General features: G+C 59.5%; 15 protein-coding genes. 5 read left to right on the plus strand and 10 right to left on the minus strand.

Going from position 1 to position 22026, the window contains the following annotated elements; translation table 11 throughout:
• Window positions 1-149: 149 nt before the first annotated feature.
• Window positions 150-1772: a 3-(methylthio)propionyl-CoA ligase gene (locus tag ACN19L_RS17655; RefSeq protein WP_426490783.1), complete on the minus strand. Its 1623-nt coding sequence runs from the start codon at window positions 1770-1772 to the stop codon at window positions 150-152.
• 2294 nt (window positions 1773-4066) lie between these two features.
• On the opposite strand from ACN19L_RS17655, the gene ACN19L_RS17660 reads away from it, so the two are divergent.
• Entirely contained in the window at window positions 4067-4423 is a 357-nt protein-coding gene (locus tag ACN19L_RS17660; protein ID WP_426493599.1) for a T9SS type A sorting domain-containing protein, read from the plus strand.
• 54 nt (window positions 4424-4477) lie between these two features.
• Here the strand turns inward: ACN19L_RS17660 and ACN19L_RS17665 are convergent, their stop codons facing one another.
• Window positions 4478-4630: a hypothetical protein gene (locus ACN19L_RS17665; RefSeq protein WP_426490784.1), complete on the minus strand. Its 153-nt coding sequence runs from the start codon at window positions 4628-4630 to the stop codon at window positions 4478-4480.
• 122 nt (window positions 4631-4752) lie between these two features.
• Between ACN19L_RS17665 and ACN19L_RS17670 the strand changes: the two genes are divergently transcribed.
• Window positions 4753-5955 (plus strand): TIGR03435 family protein, encoded by a 1203-nt coding sequence (locus ACN19L_RS17670; RefSeq protein WP_426490785.1) that lies wholly within the window; start codon window positions 4753-4755, stop codon window positions 5953-5955.
• Between the two features lie 36 nt (window positions 5956-5991).
• Here ACN19L_RS17670 and ACN19L_RS17675 read toward each other — a convergent pair whose 3' ends face one another.
• Both ACN19L_RS17675 and ACN19L_RS17680 read right to left on the minus strand, forming a co-directional pair.
• Window positions 5992-9219 (minus strand): glycoside hydrolase family 3 N-terminal domain-containing protein, encoded by a 3228-nt coding sequence (locus tag ACN19L_RS17675; RefSeq protein WP_426490786.1) that lies wholly within the window; start codon window positions 9217-9219, stop codon window positions 5992-5994.
• 88 nt (window positions 9220-9307) lie between these two features.
• Complete coding sequence (locus ACN19L_RS17680) at window positions 9308-10345, minus strand: alkaline phosphatase D family protein (protein ID WP_426490787.1); 1038 nt, start codon at window positions 10343-10345, stop codon at window positions 9308-9310.
• A gap of 106 nt (window positions 10346-10451) precedes the next feature.
• Between ACN19L_RS17680 and ACN19L_RS17685 the strand changes: the two genes are divergently transcribed.
• Entirely contained in the window at window positions 10452-10592 is a 141-nt protein-coding gene (locus ACN19L_RS17685; RefSeq protein WP_226266401.1) for a hypothetical protein, read from the plus strand.
• A gap of 82 nt (window positions 10593-10674) precedes the next feature.
• On the opposite strand, the gene ACN19L_RS17690 is transcribed toward ACN19L_RS17685, so the two are convergent.
• Entirely contained in the window at window positions 10675-11967 is a 1293-nt protein-coding gene (locus ACN19L_RS17690) for a carboxypeptidase-like regulatory domain-containing protein (RefSeq protein ID WP_426490788.1), read from the minus strand.
• A 199-nt stretch (window positions 11968-12166) separates the two neighbouring features.
• Between ACN19L_RS17690 and ACN19L_RS17695 the strand changes: the two genes are divergently transcribed.
• Window positions 12167-12916, plus strand: coding sequence for a superoxide dismutase (locus ACN19L_RS17695; RefSeq protein WP_426490789.1), 750 nt, complete (start codon window positions 12167-12169; stop codon window positions 12914-12916).
• An 81-nt stretch (window positions 12917-12997) separates the two neighbouring features.
• Here the strand turns inward: ACN19L_RS17695 and ACN19L_RS17700 are convergent, their stop codons facing one another.
• The 3 genes from ACN19L_RS17700 to ACN19L_RS17710 form a co-directional block, all read right to left on the minus strand.
• Window positions 12998-14089: a DUF6438 domain-containing protein gene (locus tag ACN19L_RS17700; protein ID WP_426490790.1), complete on the minus strand. Its 1092-nt coding sequence runs from the start codon at window positions 14087-14089 to the stop codon at window positions 12998-13000.
• A 133-nt stretch (window positions 14090-14222) separates the two neighbouring features.
• Window positions 14223-16103, minus strand: a complete 1881-nt coding sequence (gene yidC, locus ACN19L_RS17705) for a membrane protein insertase YidC (protein WP_426490791.1) — start codon at window positions 16101-16103, stop codon at window positions 14223-14225.
• Window positions 16104-16354: 251 nt separating this feature from the next.
• Window positions 16355-17998 carry a CTP synthase gene (locus tag ACN19L_RS17710; protein ID WP_426490792.1) on the minus strand — a complete coding sequence of 548 codons (1644 nt, stop codon included), beginning with the start codon at window positions 17996-17998 and terminating at the stop codon, window positions 16355-16357.
• A 170-nt stretch (window positions 17999-18168) separates the two neighbouring features.
• Between ACN19L_RS17710 and ACN19L_RS17715 the strand changes: the two genes are divergently transcribed.
• A complete protein-coding gene (locus tag ACN19L_RS17715) occupies window positions 18169-19476 on the plus strand; it encodes a hypothetical protein (protein WP_426490793.1) in 1308 nt (435 codons plus the stop codon).
• A 149-nt stretch (window positions 19477-19625) separates the two neighbouring features.
• On the opposite strand, the gene ACN19L_RS17720 is transcribed toward ACN19L_RS17715, so the two are convergent.
• Both ACN19L_RS17720 and ACN19L_RS17725 read right to left on the minus strand, forming a co-directional pair.
• Window positions 19626-20282: a hypothetical protein gene (locus tag ACN19L_RS17720; protein WP_426490794.1), complete on the minus strand. Its 657-nt coding sequence runs from the start codon at window positions 20280-20282 to the stop codon at window positions 19626-19628.
• Window positions 20283-20503: 221 nt separating this feature from the next.
• Window positions 20504-21925, minus strand: coding sequence for a dicarboxylate/amino acid:cation symporter (locus ACN19L_RS17725; protein WP_426490795.1), 1422 nt, complete (start codon window positions 21923-21925; stop codon window positions 20504-20506).
• Window positions 21926-22026 lie beyond the last annotated feature (101 nt).

Here is a 22026-nt window from a genome sequence, read left to right on the forward strand (position 1 = left end):
TTCTCAGCCCTGACCTACTTAAAAGCCCCTGACGCCAGTTCGGACGTCAGGGGCTTTGTGCTTCTTTAAGGCTTCGCATTCTGCAAAGGACGGATTGCTTCGTCCTTCGTCCTCGCAATGACGGTGGCTGTCTCGCCTTGATACTCAAGCTACCACTGGTAGCCGTCAAAATCCTTGCGGAGCTGGGTTTTGAGCAGCTTACCGGTAGCAGTGTGCGGTAGTTGATCCACAAACTCCACAGCCTCCGGCACCCACCAGCGGGCCACCTTGCCGTCGTAGAAAGTCAGGAGTTCCTCTTTGCTCAATTCCTGATTGGGCTTGCGCACCACTATCAGCAGGGGCCGCTCGCTCCATTTGGGGTGGGGCACGCCAATTACGGCGGCTTCGGCCACGCTGGGGTGGCCGATGGCCAGGTTTTCCAGCTCGATGCTCGAAATCCACTCCCCGCCCGATTTGATGACGTCCTTGCTTCGGTCGGTTATGTGCATGAAGCCAGCCGGGTCGATGGTGGCTACGTCGCCGGTGCGGAACCAGCCGTCGGGAGTGAGGTGGCCGGGCTCGGTGCCGAAGTACTCGGCCACGATAAAGGGGCCGCGCACCAGCAGGTCGCCGAAGGCCACGCCGTCGTGGGGCAGTTCCTGGCCTTCGTCGTCCACAATCTTCATATCTACGCCAAAGATGACGCGGCCCTGCTTGGTCTGGATGGCAAACTGCTCATCGGGGCTGAGGCTGAGCTGCTGGGGCTTGAGCGTGCACACGGTGCCCAGAGGCGAGGTTTCCGTCATGCCCCAGGCGTGGCGGATGGTTACGCCCAGCTCCTCATCGAAGGCTCTCAGCAGCGCCGGCGGGCAGGAGGCGCCGCCTACAATCGTCTGCCGCAATGTGGAAAACCGCAGCTGCTTTTCCCGCATGAAGGTGAGCAACCCAAACCAGATGGTAGGCACCCCGGCCGAAAACGTCACGCCCTCCGTCTCGAACAGCTCATAGAGGCTGGCCGCATCCAGCCCCGGCCCGGGCAATACCAGCTTGCAGCCCACCATGGGCGCCAGATACGGAATACCCCAGGCATTGACGTGGAACATGGGCACCACGGGCAGAATTACGTCGCGGGCCGAGCAGTTGAAGCAGTCGGGCAAGGCGGCGGCGTAGCTGTGCAGCAGGGTGGAGCGGTGCGAATACAGCACGCCCTTGGGCTGGTCGGTGGTGCCGGAGGTGTAGCACAGCGAAGAGGCCGTATTTTCGTCGAACACCGGCCACTCAAAAGCGTCGCTTTCGGCAGCCAGCAAGTCCTCGTAGCAGCGCAGGTCGGGCAGGGTGGAGGTTTCAGGCATGTGGGCCCGGTCGGTCATCAGCACCCAAGCTTCCACGGTGGGGCAGCTGGGCGCCAGCTTTTCCACCAGCGGCAGAAACGTAAGGTCGAAGAACAGCAGCCGGTCCTGGGCGTGGTTGATGATGTACACCAGCTGCTCCGGAAATAGCCGCGGGTTGCTGGTGTGGCACACCGCTCCTGAGCCCGAAATGGCATAGTACAGCTCCAGGTGGCGGTGCGTGTTCCAGGCCAGCGTGCCCACCCGGTCGCCGCCCTCAATACCCAGTCGGCGCAGAGCGTTGGCCAGCTGCCGGCTGCGGCGGCCCAGGCCGGCGTAGGTGGTGCGGTGCAGGCCGCCTTCGGGCAGGCGGCTCACGATTTCCGTGTCGGCGTGCCATTTTTCGGCGTGTTCCAGCAGCCCCGCAATGCGCAGGGGCGTGTTCATCATGAGGCCTTGTAGCATGGTCTGGTGGGGTTTCGCGCAGTGGTTGGGGGTGGAGGACGGAGGGTTTTGCAGGGATAAGGAAGCTAGTCAGAAAATCAGTAGGTTTGGCTCATTACTCCGCTATTCCTTCTGTTATTCTGATGCGTATTTCTTCTTTAGCCGGGACGGCTCTGCTGATGGTCTTGCTTCCCCTGTTTACGTGTGCAGCCTGGGCTGGCACCCCACCGGTCGTTTCCTCACTCGGCGTTCAGGCAATACCCGCGCTAGCTGATGTGTTAAGCCCGGATGGCACGTTGCGGACGGGGGCCAGCGGCTCGTTTGACCCTGCCGGCTACCGGCTGCGGATGGCACCTGACGGCAAGCCCGTGTTTCAGCCGGTTGGCGTTGCCGGTACGGGCGATGAGCAATGGCAAGATGGATTTGGACTAAAGGGCGTAAATGGTCGAATCTATGCGGTGGCCAGTTCAGGGACTGATATATATGTTGGCGGCTTATTCACCACAGCGGGTAATGTAGTCGCGAATAACATTGCTAAGTGGGATGGTACACGCTGGAGTAATCTTGGCTTAGGAGTAACATCTGCAGATTTTGATGGTGGGGTACGTGCGCTGGCCGTGAACGGCCACACGCTATACGTAGGGGGACGGTTGACTGCGGCCGGAGGCCTGCCTGTAAACAACATTGCCAAGTGGGACGGTACTACGTGGAGTAGCTTGGGCACCGGCACGAATGATATTGTGAATGCACTGGCCGTGAGCGGGACTGATTTATATGTGGGTGGAGTCTTCACTACGGCTGGAGGTATAACGGTAAACAGTATAGCTAAGTGGAATGGTACCCAGTGGAGCAGCATGGGAACCGGAACAAGTGGCCACGTCACGGCACTGGCCATAATGGACAATGACCTGTACGTTGGGGGTGGAGGATTCAAAGTGACAGGAACGCATAATTCCATCGTCAAGTGGGATGGTACTGGCTGGAGCTCTCTAGGACCCGAGATGAAAATGTATAACGTCGTGTATTCGATGGCTGTGAGCAACCACACGCTATACATTGGAGGGCGGTTTAGTGAGGTTGGGGGAGTAGCCATAAGCAACATTGCCCAGTGGGATGGTACTACTTGGAGTAGACTCGGTACTGGGTTAACAGAAGGCGTGTTGGCACTGGTAGTACATAATAACGCGCTGTACGCCGGGGGATACTTTTACAGGACTGGGGGTGTAAATACGCTTGCCCAGTGGGATGGAGCTACTTGGCGCAGCATCGGAAACGGAATAAATGGGACCGTGAGTGCGCTGGCCGTGAGCAACGGGAAGTTGTACGCCGGCGGAAATTTTACCACAGCTGGGAGCATAGTTGCCAACAATATTGCTACATGGGATGGTGTAACCTGGAACAGCCTTAGTACTGGGAAGGGCATGAGTGGTACAGTACGCGCCTTAGCCGTGAGTGGTACAGACGTATACGCTGCAGGCCAGTTTACCACGGCCGGAGGCGTAGTTGCCAATAATATTGCTAAGTGGGACGGTACCCAGTGGACGACACTGGGTACGGGAATCGTGTTAGACGGTCTAATGTCCAGCGTACGTGCGTTGGCCGTAAGCGGCCACGATCTGTATGTTGGGGGATCCTTCTTGATGGCCGGTGGGGTATCAGCTAGCTACATCGCCAAATGGGACGGCACAAGTTGGAGTAGCCTTGGCACTGGTATGAATGGTCCTGTGCTGGCACTGGCCATAAACGGCGGAGAATTGTACGCTGCGGGCAGTTTTACCACAGCCGGGGGCGTGGTTGCCAATAACATTGCCAAATGGAACGGCACGCGCTGGAGTAGCTTAGGAACTGGAGTAGATAACATGGTGACAGCGCTGACTCTGAGCGGCGGGGATGTGTACGTTGGCGGAACCTTTACTACTGCCGGGGGCATGGCCGCCAGTAAAGTGGCTAAGTGGGACGGCTCGGGCTGGAGCCCATTGGGAATGGGAGTGGATAGGTTTGGAGTTGTCATTTCGATGGCAGCCAGCGGCCCGAACGTGTACGTTGGGGGTGTTTTCACTTCCGCCGGGGGCGTGGCAGTGAACCATATAGCCAAATGGGACGGTGTGGGCTGGAGTAACTTGGGAACGGGAGTGAATGTGACAGGTGCGAACGGCTCTGGCCTATACGCACTTACCGCCAATGGCCCTAACGTATATGCCGGAGGAACCTTTACCACCGCCGGGGGCGTGACAGTTAACCACGTGGCTAAATGGGATGGTACACGCTGGAGCAGTCTGGGAACTGGACTGAATGACTTCGTGAGAGCACTGGCTATGAACGGGAGTAAGGTGTATGCGGGCGGGGAGTTCACCGGAGTGGGCGACGGCAGTAAAGCAACTGTGCACATTGGTGTTTACGAGAGTACGTCCAGCGGGCCGTTAGCCGCTGCTACGGCCCACGCTGCGGCATTACGGCTTATTCCTAATCCTGCGCGGAACTCCACCACGCTAACGCTGCCAGCTACGAGTCAGCGGCGGCGGGTACAGCTACTCGACGCGCTAGGCCGACAGGTGCAAACGGCGGTAGTTCCGGCCCAGTCAGTAACAGTAGTACTCGACCTACGCGGGCTGCCCGCCGGCCTCTACACCGTTCGGTGCGAAAGCGCTTCTTGTCGCCTCATGGTAGAATAATTCTCTATTTCCATTCTCCTTGAATTGTTGAGATCGAAACAGGATAGTAGATTTTTAGATGGCAGTGTTTATTCCAAGACAGTGTAGGTAGTGCAGGCCGCCTTCGGGCAGGCGGCTCACAATTTCCGTGTCGGCGTGCCATTTCTCGGCGTGTTCCAGCAGCCCCTCAATGCGCAGGGGCGTGTTCATCATGAGGCCTTGTAGCATGGTCGGGTGGGGTTTCGCGCAGTGGTTCGGGGTGGGAGACGCAGGGTTTCGCAGGGATAAGGAAGCTAGTCAGAAAATCAGTAGGTTTAGCTTACTACTCAATTATTCCTTCTGCTATTCTGATGCGTAATTCTTCTTTGCTCGGAGCGTTTCTATTGGTGTCCATACCCTTGTGTACCACCCAGGCCCAGGGGCTGCAAGAGGGCGCACAAGTGCCCTCATTTACGCTGACCACGCTCAACAGTACGCGCTCCACATTTACTTCCTCGGAAGCCGTTGGTAAGCTGCTGGTGCTGGAGTTTTGGGGTACGTGGTGCGGACCCTGCATTCCTGCACTTCAGCACCTTGATTCCTTACAGCAGGCATTTCCCGGCCAGGTACAGGTGGTAGGTGTCGCCAACGACTCAGAAGCGCGAGTGCGCACGTTTCTGCAACGCCGACCGGTGCATATTCCATTGGCACCACTCCCTGACCAGCAGGCCGTATTGTATCGTTATTTTCCCCATCGTACAGTACCACACACTGTAGTAATTGGTCCTACAGGAAAAATATTGGCTATTACTACGCCTGAGCTGATTACGGCGGAGGTGGTAGAAAAGTGGCTAGCTGGCCACAACGCAGCAGTGAAACCCAAACACGACGAACTGCGCAACCCTCTGAGTTTTTTTCCGGCCGATACCAGTACCCGCTTCGCCCTGAATGTGCTGCCTTACCTGACGGGCGTGGGCTCCCAGATGCGCCGCGACCAAACGCCGGGCCTGCGCGGACGCCGGGTGACGTTTATCAATACCACGCTGCAAAACCTGGTGCAGCAAGTGTATCACGTGTCGCATCTGCGGGTCAAGAATCAATTGCCGACCGACCGGAATAAGTACGAGCCTGCCAACCTGTTTTGCGTGGACCTGATTGTGCCCCGCGAGCAGGCCGGACAGCTGTTGGAGCGGCTGCGGCCGGAGCTGGAGCCGCGGTTTGGGTTACAGGTGTCGGTGCGGTCGGAAAACCAGCCGGTGTATGTATTGCGTCGTCTGCCTAATACTGCTGCTTGGCTGCAATCCAACAAAGCCGAACAGGTTTCGTGGTCGGGTGAAGGGTTTGAAGCGGAAGGTGGCCGCGTGGAAACGCTGCGGGAGTTCTTGGAGAATATGGCAAGCAGGCCTGTGGTAGATGAAACTGGTCTGGCAGGCCGCTATGATATGAAGTTGGCATTACAGCCGGAAGACAAAATCCTTGAGGTCAAGCAGCATTTGCAGAAGCTGGGTCTTACTCTGCAAGAAGCTACCCGGCCACTTGATATGGTATACATGGCTGAGAAGAAAACACCATAACGAAAGCGCCCCGACCATCTGGCCGGGGCACTGTGCTTATTCCTCCTTCGGAACGGTGCTTTCCACTTCCTGCTTTTGCGCTTGCCGGACGCTTTGCAGGGCAATCTGGAGCAGGTTGCTCCGCACGCTCAGCTCGGTGAGCTTGTTGTTGCGGCGGGTGGGGTTTACGCGGTTGGTGAGCAGAATGCAGAACAGCTCTTCCTTAGGCTCTACCCAGAAATACGTGCCGGTAAAGCCAGTGTGCCCGTAGCTCTGGGGCGAGGCCAGCGGGGCCGAGTTGATGGCCGGGTTGGCGGCGGGCCTATCGAAGCCCAGGGCGCGGCGGTTGTCGGGGCAGAACTGGCAGCGGGTGTACTCCTGCACGGTTTCGGCTTTCAAAAGTTGCTGCCCGCCGTAGCGGCCGTTCCAGGCATACATCTGCACCAGTTTAGCCAAATCGGTGGCCGAGCCAAACAGGCCGGCGTGGCCGGAGAGGCCGCCGAGTAGGGCCGCGCCTTCATCGTGCACGGTGCCGTGCAGTTGGCCGTGACGGAACAGGGAGTCATACTCGGTGGGCACAATGCGGCTGAGGGGGAAGCGGCGGGTGGGGTTGTAGCCCAGCGTGGTAGCGCCCAGCGGCCGGTATACCTCATCCGTTACAAACTGATTAATCGGCTTGCCCGACACCCGCTGCACAAAGCGCGGGTACAGAATAAACGATAAATCAGAATACACATAACCTGGCTTCTCGTTCAGAGGCGACTCCGCAATGGCCTTCACAATGCGCTCCGGGAAATCCTTGCGGGCCCACAGGCCGGGCCCGGCCGGCAGTGGGAACCGCGCCGATGAATCGGGGCGAAAGTAGCGGCGGTTCAGCTCCGAGGGCTTCGTGGCGGATACCTCTTTGGCTTCGGGGCTCTTGCCCAGCAGCGCGTTGAAGAAGCCGCGGGGCTTGGTATAGTCTTTCCAGAACGGAATCCAGGCTTTCAGGCGGGCCTGGTGCGTTAGCACGTCGCGCAGTTTCAGGTCCTGCTTGTTGGTGCCCATTAGCTCCGGAAACAGCTGGCCCATCGTCATATCGGGGTTGAATTTGCCCTCGTCCTGCAGCTTCATCAAGGAAGGCAGCGCGGCCGATACTTTGGTCAGCGAGGCCAGGTCGTACAGGTCGTTGCTCTGCACGGGGCGGGCTGGCTTGCCGGCCTCGGGGTACTGCTGGGTGCCGTAGTTTTTGCGCAACACCACGGTGCCGCGGCGGGCAATTAGCACCTGTCCGCCGGGGAAGGCCCGGGCGGCAATGGCGGCCTGCATCATCGAATCCACCCGGCTTTCCAGGTTGTTGTTCATGCCCACCGCTTCGGGGAAGCTGTAGCGTAGCCGGGTGCCGCCTTGGGTGGCCAGGCCCGTCCCGTAGGCGTATCGGTCGGAGATGGTAACGGGCAGCTTGCCGCTGGCCGAAATACCGCCGAAAATCACCTCGGCGGCTACTTCCTGAGCGTTCTTGCTTTCCTGATAGGCCATTACCACGGCGTCGGCGCGGTCCAAGTCGCGGAGCTTGGCGGCGGCGTAGGCCGAGCCGAACACCGAGACAATCAGCCGCTGACCTTTGCCGCCCAGCTCCCGCAGCAGCACGTTGGTTTCGGGACTTACCCCAAAGTTGGTTGCGGGCAGGCGGCCCAGGTTGTTTACCCCAATCAGCACGGTGTTGTAGGCTCGCAGGGTTTCGCGCATCCGCGTCAGCTCGTCCATGGTGGGCGTGGCGGGCAGCCAGAAGTGGCGTACCGGGGCATAATCGGCTACCATGCGCTGGAAGTCGGTGGTATCCTTGGTGCCGATGGTGAGGGTAGCCAGCCGCAGCGTATCGAGGCGCTGGAGGGGCAGCACGCTTTTCTGGTTGCGCAGCACCGTTACGCTCAGCTCCGTGAGCTGGCGGCTCAGGTACTGGGCGTGGGGCGTGTTGAGGTCGGCCGTGAGGCCCGCCAGGTTGATGGGCCGGTATTTATTCAGGCCCGCCCACTGTTTCAGGGCCAGTACCTTGCGGCAGCGCCGGTCAATTTCGGCCTGGGTCAGCTCGCCCCTATTAATGGCCTCCCGCACCATGCGCAACGCCAGCGGAATGTTCTTGCTGAACTCCAGAATGTCGTTGCCGGCCACCAGGGCCCGCACGTCGGCATCACCGGGCGGGTACTTGCTGATAACGCCCTTCATGTTCATGGCGTCGGTGAAGATGACGCCTTCAAACCCCAGCTTCTGCTGTAGCAGGCCCTGAATAATGGGTTTAGAAAGGGTGGAGGGCAGGCCCGTGGTATCGAGGGCCGGAATGTTGAGGTGGGCCACCATCATCCCCCCAATGCCGCGCTTGATCAGGCTTTTGAAGGGGTAGAGCTCCAGCGTGTCAATCCGCTTCCGGTCGATGCGGAGTAGGGGCAGGGCCAGGTGGGAGTCGGTGTCGGTGTCGCCGTGGCCGGGGAAGTGCTTGGCTACGGCCAGCACGCCCGCGTCCTGCATGCCCTTCATGTAGAGGTAGCTTTTCTCCGTCACGCTTTCCCTGTTTTCGCCCCAGCTCCGGAAGCCGATGACGGGGTTGGCGGCGTTGTTGTTCACGTCAATTACCGGGGCGAAGTTTACGTGCATACCCAGGCGCTTGAACTGCGCGGCCACCTCGGTGCCCATGTCGTAGATGAGCTGGTTGTCGCGCACGCCGCCCATACTCATCTGGTAGGGGAAGCGCACCACGCTATCCAGGCGCATGCCCACGCCCCACTCGGCGTCCATGGCTACCAGCAGGGGCACTTTGCTCTGGCTTTGGTAGCGGTTCAGCAAGCGGCTCTGGCGCACCGGCCCGCCCTGGAAGAAAATCAGCCCCCCAATACCGTATTGCTGAATCAGGGTCGAAATGGAGTCCTCATCGATGCGCTTCCGGTTGGAGTAGGCCGCCACCATAAACAGCTGGGCCACCCGCTGGTCGGGCGTAAGCGTCTGCATCACCGAATCAACCCACCGCGAGGAGTTCAGCTGTCCGGCAAACGGTACTGGCTGGTTGCGGCTTTTAGCGGTGGTTCCGGGCCGGGGAGCTGGTTTCGCAACCACGGTAGCCGGGGCAGCTGGTGTTGCGCGTCGTGCGGCTGGCGCTGCGGAGCGCGCTTTGCGTACCGGGGCCCGGCGGGCTACGGTACGGGTGGTTGTGCGGGCAGAGGCTTTTTTGCGACGACGCTGGGCCGAGCCAGTATCGGGGCTGAGCAATACCAGCGCCAGCAGCAACAGGGAAAGAAAGCGGGAGAAGGACAAAACGGCGGAAGGCAAAAGGTGAGGCTGCGAAGTTAGCCGAACCAGGGCAGGAACCGACGTACAGGTTCCGGGCCCCCGAGGAAGTTGGCTAACGGTTCAAGTTAATTTCTTCGGTGTAAAACACCTGCCCATCGTCGCCGCGCAGGGAGGCCGTAACGCCCAGCCGCCGCCCGTGGGGGCGGAATTGGAATAGAGCGTAGTGTTTCTGATTCACCAGGGGCCCTACCCGGTACTGGTTGGGCTCCGATGTATTATGCGTGGCCGGGTGAGTGAGGCCACTGGAGGTTATTTCGTACACCGGCCGCTTCAGGCCCGCTACCGGTACCCGGGATATTTCACCGATGTGCCGGTCGCCGCTGATGAGCAGCACGCCTTTCGGTTTGGTGTCCTTGAGCAAGGTAAGCAGGCGCTGCCGGGCCACCGGAAAGTTGGCCCATTTCTCGAACCGGTGCTGGTAAGGCAAAAATTGAATGCCTGAGGCAATGATGTGGGCGTCGGCATCGGAATTGGTGAGCTGCTGCCGCAGCCAGGCCCACTGGGCCTCGCCCAGCACGTCGCCGGTAGGGTTGGGGTGGTACACCAGCGCCGAGTCGCGGAACAGCGGGTCCTGGAAATACCGGTCGTCCAGCAGAATCACCTTCACCTTTTTCTTGCCTACGGCATACTCATACGAGGCGTAAATACCTTCCTGCGTGCGGCGCGGACTGCCGGCGGGCTCCTGCAGAAAATCCAGGGCCAGCTGCTGGTTCTGGGCCTTGAAGGGGTAGTTCTTGTCGCCGTCGTTACGGCCGTAGTCGTGGTCGTCCCAGGTGCCAATTACCTGCGTACCCCGGGCCTGCAGCTGGCGGTAGCCGGGCTGAGCGCGCTGGGCGTCGTATTTGGCCCGCAGCACGGCGGGGTCATCGGAGTCGCCGTAAATGTTGTCACCCAGCCAGATCCACACCTGGGGCTGGTCGTGGGCAATGTCATCCCAGAGGGGCTGGGGCAAGTCGTGGCGGTTGCAGGAGCCGAAGGCAATCCGGAGTTCGGAAGGAGCAGAGGCCGGGGTAGTTTGCGCTTGCGTCTCACCAGGAGGTCCGCTCAGTAAAGCACCTGTCAGCAGCAAGCCAAGCAAAGTTGTTTTCATGCGCCAAAGATGCAGTCCAGCCGTGCAACGCTGCGCCTCAACCATTAAAAACTCCACATTGCCGACTCTGCGGGAGACTTTTTGCCGTTTTGCGGGTTAGCTAGGTATGCCAGTTCGCCGCCCCACCGACCGCCCCACGCATTTTTCCTCGTCCGATGCCCGCCTGCTTAAGGGCATTGCCATCGGCATCGGTAGTTCCTTTCTCATAGGACTATTGCTGATGCTGCTGGTGGCGTTTCTGGGATAGTGCGCCCAAAAGAGAGCCCCGCGCCTGTGCCCCGTAACAGGGTTGTAAGCGTGGGGCTCTTGTAGGGATGCTAGGTGCCTGGTTACCGCACTACGGAGCCATTGCGGAGGCTGCGGGTGGGTTGAGCAGCGGGTTTCTTCACCATTGAGCCGAAAGCGCCTTTCTTCTCGAAGGCACTCACTACTTCTTCCTCCGCCGGGGTACGCTGTACCACGGGGTTGTTGGCCCAGAACTCGGGGTCGTAGGGCTTGGCCCGGATAGCGTCGAGGTCCCGGTCGGTGAGGCTGGCGCGGGTGTAGGGCAGGTTTTGAGGTTTGCTGCTCTGCTCGAAGAAATACGTGAACGACGACACATTGATGGCCAGAGGCTGTTTGCCCGGCTCGGTGAGATTGGTAGTCAGGTCCATCTTCATCAGTTCCAGGGGAGCCACTTCGCCTTTGCCGTTGGTGGCATGGAAGGCCATTTCGATCATGAGCTTGGCCTCGTCGAATTTTTGGCGGGGGTTGTTGGTGCTGCCCGTAAAGCTGGGCTGCGTCATGCGGTAGCGCACCACCTGATAATTCTCAATATCAATCCATACGGTGCCCTCGGCGCGGTATTTTAGCTCAGGGCGGGTTTCAAAGTGAATTTCGGCCACGCCCCCGGTAGAGTCCTCGCCCACAATGCCTTTCAGCTCCAAAAGGTAATTTTTCTCTACGTTGGGGCTCAGCAATGCCAGGGAGGTGGTGCTGTCCTGGCCAGGGTCAAACAAGCCGAACTTGCGGGTATATACTGAGAAGTTGCTCAGGTTGATGGGGGCCTGCACAGCGGCGTAGCGGCCCTGGGCGAGGGTGGTGCCAATGATGCGCGCGGGATTCGACTTCACGTTCCACACTACTTCCTGCAGCTCAGTGGGCTGCTTGTCAATGCGGGTAATCTGGCGGTAAAAGGCCTTGCCGTAATAGGTGCGGCGGTAATTGCGCTGCAGGTTCCGGAAGGCCCGGTCAACCACCTGGAATGGGAAGCTGGCCACCTTCACCTCGGGCAGCACCACGGTAGCTTCGGCCAAAACCGCCGTAATAGGCACCGTGGCCGAGGTAATGCGCAGGGTATCCTTTACGTGGTTCAGCTCCGAAAACAGCAGCGTTACGGGCAGCTGTTTTACCACCAGGGTAAACTCGCCGTCGATGTTGGTGGTAGTGCCGTTGGTGGTGCCGGGTACGGCTACGCTGGCAAACGGCAACACTTCCTGGGTTTCTTTGTCGCGCACCACGCCGCGTAGCTGCACCTGGGCCTGGGCCAGCCGAGTGAGCAGAAGAAGCGTCAGCAATAAACCAAGCCCGCGGCCGGCGCGGGTAATGGAGAACGAAAGAGCGGAACGACGGGTAATGGCCATGGTAGTGGAAGCGAATGAAACGGCAAGGTAGCTTGCGGATGAACGCGCAGCCAACCCAAAACCGTGCCCGCCTGCACAAAAGTAGGCCCCAAATGCAACAGCAAGCCCTTAATTCGGGTAAGTAGTTCTACCTTGAACCGCCGCGGCCGGCGCTGGTCGTCCGCCGTGTTCTTTCCACTTTTTCTGCCTTTCTATTCCCATGCTGAAGCGAGATTTTCTGAAAAATGCCCTGCTCACGGCCATTGGAGCGTTGGTTAGCCCCGCCGTGCTGGCTGCCGCTCACGAGGAAAAGCTGCTGCGCGAAGCCCGCGCCACGCCCATTGCCGATGGCCCCTTCACGCTGCCCGCACTGCCCTACGCCTTCAATGCCCTGGAGCCGCACATCGACGCCAAAACCATGGAAATTCACCACGATGCGCACCACAAAACCTACGTATCGAAGCTGAATGAAGCGGTGGCCGGCAAGCCGGAGGAAAAGCTGAGCCTGGCCCAGCTGCTGGCTTCCGCCAGTAAGCAGTCCGATGCCGTCCGCAACAACGCCGGGGGCCACTGGAACCACTCCTTCTTCTGGCAGATTCTCTCGCCCAAAGGCGGCGGGCAGCCTACGGGCGGCCTGGCCGCGGCCATTAACAAGGATTTCGGGTCCTACGAGAAGTTCACGGAAGAATTCACCAAGGCTGCTACCGGCCGCTTTGGCTCCGGCTGGGCTTGGCTGATCTACGACAAGAAAGCCGGCAAGCTGATGATTACTTCCACCGCCAACCAGGATAACCCCCTGATGGACGTGGCCGGCATCCAGCGCGGCACACCCATTCTGGGCCTTGATGTGTGGGAGCACGCCTACTACCTCAAGCACCAGAACAAGCGCCCGGACTACGTGAAATCCTTCTGGAACGTGGTAAACTGGGGCGAAGTGAACAGCCGCTTCGACGAGGCCCGCAAAGGCTAATATTGCCGGTGATGGCACCAAAAAAGGCGTCCTCCGCAGAGGGCGCCTTTTTTGGTGTTAGCCTCAACAGAAAACCGGTGCCTACCGGTCGTTGGCCGCTCCCACAGCTTTTTCAATCTGGCTGTTGACCAGGGCCAGCAGCTTTTGCAGCTCCTCCGGGGCCCCGTCCTCCACCCGCACCGACTTTGTGGAGCCATCAGGGTAGTTGATGACCAGCGTAGTAGCGGCCATATCGGTGGCGCCACTGGCATACTCCGGCTTGAAGCTGCGGAAGTGACTTGCTTCGGCAGCCTGCAGCAACCGGCTTACCACGGTGGGGTCCAGCATCAGATCCAGGTTTCCTTCCACCGGGGCATACTGCTGGCCCTCATATTGCAAGCGGCCGTTGGCGTACAGCCGGGCCGTGAAGTGTGGGCACTTGCCGAAGCAGGGCGTTTTGCCAAATACCAGCACCGGCCCCGCCTGCACCTCTGAGTCCAACTCAACTTTACCAGGTCCGGAAACAGGAATGGTACTGGCGGTAGGCACCATCTGCGCGCCGGTAGGTGCCGGGGCGTCCAGTGTTTCATTGGGCTGCACGGGTGCTTCATCCACGGGCTTACTGGGCTTGATGCCACCCGTGGGGTACGGATAAGCGGGAGCGGGGGCCGGGGGTGCAGGAGCCGGTGCCGGAGCAGGCGTGGGGGCAGGTGCTGCCGCTACATCCTTGCTAGGCTTGATGCCGCCCGTAGGATAGGGATATGCCGGGGCGGGAGCCGGCGCAGTGGGTGCCGGAGCCGAAGGAGCTGGCGGGGGCGGCGTCACCGGTTTGCTGGGTTTGATGCCACCCGTGGGATAAGGATACGTTTGCGGAGCCGAAGGAGCCGGAGCCGGTGCGGGAGCCGGCGTTTCCTTTACCGGGCTCCGGGGCGGGCCCGGCTGCGGAGGCGGCGTTTGCCGCACCGGGCCGCTAGGCTGCGGAGCCGGTGTGGGCACCGAAGCTACCGGTGGGTACTGCCCCTGGCGGGGCGGGCCCGGTACTTGCTGCCACTGCCCGCGGGGCGGGTACCGGCGGGGGGCGTTGCTGGCCACGGGGGCATCGTTGGCAGCCGGCACGTAGTAGTTCACCGTGCAGGCAGGCAAGGCCGCCAAACCCAGCAGCGTGATAATCGGAGCAAGTAAAGCAGCACGCATAGCGAAGGAGGGAGGGAAGATGAGAGCAGCAATATAGCTGAAAGCCTATAGCCAAACTTGGTGCCAGATATGGGAAACGCCCTGCTGCCGGATGGCAACAGGGCGTTTCACTACGAGGTAACTTCAGCAGCTACTAAGAGCGGCGCGTTTTGCGGGGCTTCTTCGGCGAAATATCCGAAGCACCCGTGCCCGGCTCTGAGTCCGAGTCGTCATCGTCGGAAGCGGCGGCAGTGGCGCGACCACCCTGCCGGTTCTGGGCCTCTTTTTCCTGGGCGGCCTTCATGGCATCCTGCAGGCGGGCCGCAAAGCCGGTAGGCTTTTTGTCCTTGTTCTTCACTTTGTTGGCTTCCAGCTTGGCGCGCACCTTGGCGTCATCCACGAAGCGGCGGGTAATAGCCTGCTGGGCCATTGTCACCAGGTTCGATACCAGGTAGTACCACGTCAGGCCGGCGGCGAAGCTGTTCAGCACGAAGAAGAACACCAGCGGCATCAGGTAGCTGTAGAACTTCATGGGCCCCTGCATGGCGCTGTTGGTCTGGTTGCTCTGGTAGGTCATGGCCAGCGTCGAGAGCGTCATGAGCACCGTGAACAGGCTGATGTGGCTACCCAGGAAGGGCACCTCGAACGGCAGCTTAATCAGGTCGTCGTAGGTGCTCAGGTCGTGGGCCCAGAGGAAGGGCTGCTGCCGCAGTTCAATGGCGTTCGGGAAGAACTGGAACATGGCAAACAGAATCGGAATCGTGAGCAGCGTGGGAATACAGCCGCTGAGCGGGTTCACACCCATGCTCTGGTGCAGCTTCATGGTTTCCTGCTGCTGTTTCACCTGGTCGTCGGGGTACTTCTCCTTGATGGCGTCCAGCTCGGGCTTCAGCACCTTCATCTTGGCCTGGCTCTCGTAGGTTTTGTACGTGAGGGGCCAAGTAACCAGCTTAATCAGCACCACCAGCAGCGCAATGATGATACCGTAGGAGCCAATAAACTGCTCCAAGAAGTGGAACACGGGCAGTACCAGGAAGCGGTTCACCCAACGGAACAGGCCCCAGCCCAGGTACACGTTCCGGTCGAAATCGGGCGCTACTTCTTTCAGAATGTTGAAGGAGTTCGGGCCGAAGTAGAAGCGGAAGTTGGCTTTGCCCTGCTGCACGTCGGCGGCCGGAATGGCCAGCGTGGTGCTGAGGGTTTTGATGTAGGTGGAGTCGTTCAGGTCAACTTTGGAGTTCAGCTGACCCGAGTTGAACTGGTTATCGGCAATGATACCAGCCACGAAGAAGTCGTGCTTGTGAGCCACCCATTTCAGCGGTTCCGTTATCTTAATTTCTTCGGGGTTTTCCGAAGTCTCGGCCAAGGCCGTATGGTCGCCGGAAACCAGGTAGCGGTTGATGGTGGTGTGGTTGCGGTTCTGCTTGCGGTCCTGCTCGGTCTGGCGCACATTGTCCACGAAGGTGAACGTGAGCGGCTCCTGGGCCACGGCCGAGGTCAGGCCGTTGAAGCGCAGGTTGTAGCTCAGCTCGTAGCTGTTGGCGGGCAGGGTGTATAGCTGCTCAATCTGGCCCCCGGCCACATCGGCCACGAAGCGCAGTGCATTGGTGCCCTGGGGCTCCGCCCGGAAATACAGGTCGGAGAGCTTTACCTGCCGGCCGTCGGTGGTGCGGAAGCGGGTATCCAGCTGGGCGCTCTTGGCATCAAAAATATCCAGCGGCTGCCCGAAGAATGTCTTGTAGTTATTCAGGCGGACGGCTTCTATGCGGCCGCCTTTTGAGGAAAACGAAACCGTCAGCCGGTCGTTTTTCAGTTCCGTGGTCTGGGCTGTGCCCTGGGCGGCAGCGGCAAACGTGCCCAGCTGCCGGGCCAGCGCCGCCGAGTCGGCGGGGGCGGGGGCAGCGCCGGGCACCGTAGCGGTGGCCGTGGTTTTGGCGGGGGCCGCCTTTTCCGGCTCTGGCTTGGGCGCGAACTGCAGGTAAAGCAAAAGCAAGGCGGCCATCAGGAAGACGCCAATTGCTGAATTTCTGTCCATCTAGGTACTGGTGAAGCAAATAAAAAAGGTAGCAGGGCAGCCAGCAAAAATCCGGCAACCCTGCTACAAAGGTCGGTGTTGTCAGGCGAATATTTTCCGCCCCGGCGTTTTTGTCAGGAAAGATGAAATGGTGAGGTGGTGAAATGGCGAGTTTTATGTTCGGCTGCCGCTTACGGCGCGGCTTGCGCAGCACCGGACCTCTGAGCCTTCTCAAACAGGAAACTCACCATTTCACCAGTTCACTAGCTCACCTACCCTTTCCGGAACTGAATGGCGGCCTTTACGAAGCGCACAAACAGCGGGTGGGGATTCTGCACGGTGCTTTTCAGCTCGGGGTGAAACTGGCCGGCCACAAACCACGGGTGATTGGGCAGCTCCACCACTTCCACCAGCCCGGTTTCCGGGTTGCGGCCCGAGGCCAGCATGCCGGCGGCCTCGTAGCGCTCCAGGTAGTCGTTGTTGAACTCGTAGCGGTGGCGGTGCCGCTCACTGATGTGGTTACGGCCGTAGGCTTTGGCGGCTTTGGAGCCCTTACGCAATTCGCAGTCGTAGGCTCCCAAGCGCATGGTGCCGCCCTTTTGGGTGATGTTCTTCTGCTCTTCCATCATGGCAATGACGGGGTTAGCTGTCTGGGCGTCCATCTCCGTGGAAGAGGCGTCCTTCAGCCCCAGTACGTTGCGGGCAAACTCCACCACGGCCACCTGCATACCCAGGCAAATTCCGAAGAACGGAATGCCGTTTTCTCGTACGTGCTGCACCGCCAGAATCTTGCCTTCAAAGCCCCGCTCCCCGAAGCCCGGCGCTACCAGCACGCCATCCACGCCGTGCAGCAGCTGGGCCACGTTGTCGGCGTTAATGTGGTCCGACTGCACGCTGCGCACTGTCACTTTACACTCGTTCTGCGCGCCGGCGTGCACGAAGGCTTCAATGATGGATTTGTAGGCGTCGGGCAGCTCCACGTATTTGCCTACCAGAGCAATGGTTACTTCCTCGGTGGGATTTTTCAGGCGGCCCAGGAAATCCTTCCACGCCTCCAGATCGGGGTGGGTGCCACCCTGCAGCTTCAGTTTCTTGATAACCCGCTCATCCAGGTGCTCCTTCAGCATCAGCAACGGCACCGAGTAAATGCTGTCGGCGTCAAGGCTCTCGATAACGGAGTTGATGTTCACGTTGCAGAACAGCGCAATTTTACGGCGCATTTCCGTTGGAATCGGGTACTCGGAGCGGCACACCAGAATATCAGGCTGCAAACCGGCGCTGCGCAGGTCGCGCACCGAGTGCTGGGTGGGCTTGGTTTTCAGCTCGCCGGCCGCCTTCAGGTAGGGCAGCAGCGTGAGGTGAATCACGAGGGAGCTGTTCTCGGGCAGTTCCCAGCGCAGCTGCCGCACCGATTCCACGAAGGGCAGGCTTTCAATATCACCAATAGAGCCCCCGATTTCGGTAATTACCACGTCGAACTGCCCGGTCTGACCCAGCAGCAGCATGCGGCGCTTAATCTCGTCGGTAATGTGGGGTACCACCTGCACGGTTTTGCCCAGGTACGCGCCTTCGCGCTCCTGCCGGATTACGTGGTCGTAGATGCGGCCGGTGGTGACGTTGTTGGCCTGGGAGGTAGGCACGTTCAGGAACCGCTCGTAGTGGCCCAGGTCCAGGTCGGTTTCGGCGCCGTCGTCGGTTACATAACATTCGCCGTGCTCGTAGGGGTTGAGCGTGCCGGGGTCGATGTTGATGTAGGGGTCGAACTTCTGGATGGTGACCCGGAAGCCGCGGGCCTGCAGCAGCTTGGCCAGGGAGGCCGAAATGATGCCTTTGCCCAGCGAGGAGGTAACGCCGCCCGTTACGAAAATGAATTTGGCCGTAGTGGCAGCCGCGGAAGTGGAATTTCGGTCTGGCATAACGGGAAACAAAGGTAGCGTTTATCTCCGGCGGCGCAGGGTTGTATTTCGTTTTCTTTTCAGCTAAGGTACCTCCCGTAACCGGGTCAGTCCCAGTTTAACTACGCGCGGCTTTTAAGTACATTGGCTCCGTTTTCTAATTTATCCAGCATCTACCCTTGATCTTCGGTATGAAATATAGCTACCTCTGCTTCGGCCTGACCTTATTTGCGGCAGAAGCAGCCGCTCAGGGTAAGTTGCCGGTTGTCACGCAGGATATTACCAATTTCTGGAAGGCATACGACAAAATCATAAGCACCCCCGACAGCGCCCAGCAGTATGCCTACCTCAACACGCTTTTTATTGAGCCCGGCTCCCCGGGGCTTCGAGCCATCATGCAGGTTCGCGGCTACACCGCCGCCGACTATATTCAGGCTATTGCCGGGTATCCCCGGTTTTGGCAATCTGTGAGGCCTAACACACTCCGGGCCGCCGCCCTGGGCCAGCGCGGGCAGGCTGCCCTTCGAAAACTGTACGTCCTGTATCCGGAGGCCAAGCCCGCTACCACGTATTTTACCATCGGCGCTTTACGTACCGGAGGTACCACCGCAGGCAATATGGTGCTGATAGGTAGTGAAACGCTACTGGCCGATAAAACCACTGTAACCGAAGAATTCGGGCCTAAGCTGGCACATTTGCCCCCTCATTTTCGGGAGCGGTCCGATGCGGAAATCATCTTTACCAACGTACACGAGTTTGTCCACACCCAGCAGAAAACCACCGCCGCTACTACGTTGCTGGGGCAGTGCCTGTTAGAAGGGGTGGCGGAATTCGTGACCGTACTGACCACGGGCCGGCCCTCAACGCTGCCTGCCTTGCGCGTCGGCTCGGCCCAGGCAACGAAAATTCAGGCCCGGTTTGCCTCTCAACTGCTCAACTCCTTCACCGGCTTCTGGCTGTACTCCAATGACCCCAATGAGTTTGCCACCCGAGACCTGGGGTACTACGTAGGCTATGCCATCTGCGAAAAATACTATGTTCGGGCAGCTGACAAAAAGCGGGCTATCAAGGCCATGATAGAGCTGGACTATAACGACGAGCGGGCCATGCAGCAGTTGGTTGATGAGTCGGGATATTTCAACCGGACTTTTGCGCAGCTCAAGCGGGATTTTGAGCAAAACCGTCCCGAGGTGGTGGGCATTGATCAATTCAGCAACGGCCAACAAGTCGTAAATCCGCAGTTCTCCACTATCACGCTTCGGTTTTCGGTCCCAATGGATCCAAACCACCGCAATTTTGAGCTAGGTCCGCTTGGTTTCCCCAATCTGTTGCGCCTCGGAAAGCTAGTCGGTTTCTCTGCGGACGGTATTACCGCAACCTACGAAATAGCGCCACTGAAACCCGGCCAGCACTATCAGCTGTTAGTTGGTGAAAATTTTCGCAGCCTCGATGGCGTTTCTCTGAAACCGTATTTGATTGATTTCACAACGGCTCCTTAGTCTGCCAGCCCCGCATACGGGTCGTAAATTGCTCAGGACCTGGTGAGTCAGAAACAAGTCGTTGGTACGATGCTTATTCCTGAATCAACAGGTCCCGAACACTGCGCAGAAAGACGAACGGCCTTCTATGTTTTCTCTTTTGCGGAACCTTACCGTACTTCCGCCGAGCCAATGATTTCCTCCACGGGACCGGAAGTAGCCAGCTGCAGGCGCAACGTGTCGGCGTCGGCGTCCAGCTGGGGGCGAATCTGGTCGAGGGCGAGGCGCAGGGCCTGCACGTCGGAAAGGCGGGCGGCTTTCGACTGGCCGTAGCCGTGGTACATGGCCACGCGCACTTTGCTGCGGCCGGTGCCGGTGTAGGTGCCAATTACCTCGCCGCGGGCATTGATGATCTGTACTTCGGCCGTAATGTTGGTGCGGTACCACTCCAGGGGCACGCCCAGCAGGCTCGGCGTCATGAGCGTGAGCATCTGGAAAGCCTGCAATACGCGGCCGGTGCGCTGCTGCTCGGCCTTGGTGACCATGAATTTGGCGTAGCCGTAGCGCGTGGTATCATTCTGCGGCTCGGCTAGGTGGTAGGAAAGCTCTTGGCGGAACAGCTTGCTGGCATCGTCGGGGTGGGCACCTTCCCCTTCCTGCATACTTAAGGGGCCGGGCTCCACTACTGCGTCCAGCTTGGGCAAGCGGCCCAGGGCCACGGAATTGTTGGAGCGCACCGTGCGGTACACGGCCTTTTCCGTCGATTTACAGCTCGTCAAACCCAGAAAACCCATCAGGCACAGGAGCGAGGCGTAGCGGTACATCATAGCAGACGGGAAATAAGAAGGGGAGTCGTTGATTCGCGAAGAAGTTCAAAAATAACCAGTCCGTCGGCAGTAATCCACCGGTTCGGCCGGAATTATGCAAAAACTCGGTGAGCGGCCCGGAATCAGGCGGTTACCGGCACTACGTACTGTCCGGCAAAAACATTCCCGCCCCCCAGAACAGGAAGCGGGAATCCCAAAAAGGCAGGTAGCACTCCGGCTGATTAGTGCCCGTGGTGAGCCAGCGTACTATCGGCCTCGGCCAGCTCTTCCACGGGCTCCGGGGCCACGTAGTTGTCGATAAACTCGCCTTCCCAGCGGGCTACCACGGCCGTGGCCAGGCAGTTGCCCATCACATTGACGGCGGTACGGGCCATGTCCATCAGGGCATCAATTCCCAAAATAATAAACACCGGCCAGGAGGGCAGATTGAATGAGGCCACCGTAGCCAGCAGAATCACTAGCGAAGCCCGGGGCACGCCTGCTACCCCTTTCGAGGTGAGCATAAGCGTAAACACCATCACCAGCTGCTGCCCGAAGGTCAGGTCAACGCCGGCGGCCTGCGCTACAAAAATGGCGGCCAAGGACAGGTACAAGGTGGTTCCATCGAGGTTGAAGGAGTAACCGGTAGGCATCACAAAGGCTACAATCCGGCGCGGCACGCCAATGCTTTCCATAGCTTCCATAGCCCGGGGCAGGGCCGCTTCCGAAGACGTAGTAGCAAAGGCAATGCTCACCGGCTCGGCAATGGCCTGCACGAAGCGCTTGAGCGGAATGCGGGCCAGCAAAGCAATGGGTACCAGTACCAGCAGCACGAAGGCAAACAGGGCACCGTACAGGGTGAGCAGCAGCTTAAAGGCGTTCAGCAGTGGGGCAAAGCCCATCTTGCCTACCGTGTAAGCCAAGGCTCCACCCACGCCCAGCGGGGCGAAGAACATGACCACGTTGGTGAATTTAAACATCACCTCCGAGAGGCTTTCCGTCCACTGCAGCATGGGCTGACGGTGCTTCTGGTGCACCATAGCGAGGCCGATAGCGAAGATGATGGCAAACACGACTACCTGCAGTACCTGCCCTTCGGCAATGGATTTGGCAATGTTTTCGGGGAAGATGTGCAGGATGATGTCGGCGGTGGTTTGCTTGACGGTGGCCAGCTGCTCCGTATCGGCGGCAATGCCGCTGCGGTCCACGCCCTCGCCAGCTTTGGTGAGGTTGATGGCTGCCAGCCCGATGAACAGGGCAAACGTGGTCACCACTTCAAAGTATACCAGCGCCTTCAGGCCCATCTTGCCGACCTGTTTCAGGTCGGCGTGGCCGGCAATACCCACTACCAGCGTAGCGAATACCAGCGGGGCAATGATGGTTTTCACCAGCCGCAAAAACACGTCGCTGAGCACTTTCAGCCCGATAGCCTGCTCGGGAAAGTCGTTGCCGATTTCAGCGCCTACCAGCATGCTCACCACAATCCAGAAGGTGATGGAGCGGCGCTTGACGGCCAGGAAAACGATACCGGCCAACGCCAGCCACCGCGCCACCAGGGCCACCAGGGGGTCGAGGGCGGGGGGCGTTTGGGCCGCCAGCACGGTGCATACCGCCGCTACCAGGAACAGAATAAGTACAACAAGCGAGAGTCGCGAAAACTTCATGCGCGGCAATTCAGGAGAGGAAAAACAGTGGGAACCGGACAAAGATAGGCTTCTCGGGGCTGAGAACTGTGCCCAATGCCGTAGCTTGGCTTACTGGTTGG

The sequence above is a fragment of the Hymenobacter sp. 102 genome (genome assembly GCF_049949205.1).
In the GTDB taxonomy this organism is placed as follows: domain Bacteria; phylum Bacteroidota; class Bacteroidia; order Cytophagales; family Hymenobacteraceae; genus Hymenobacter.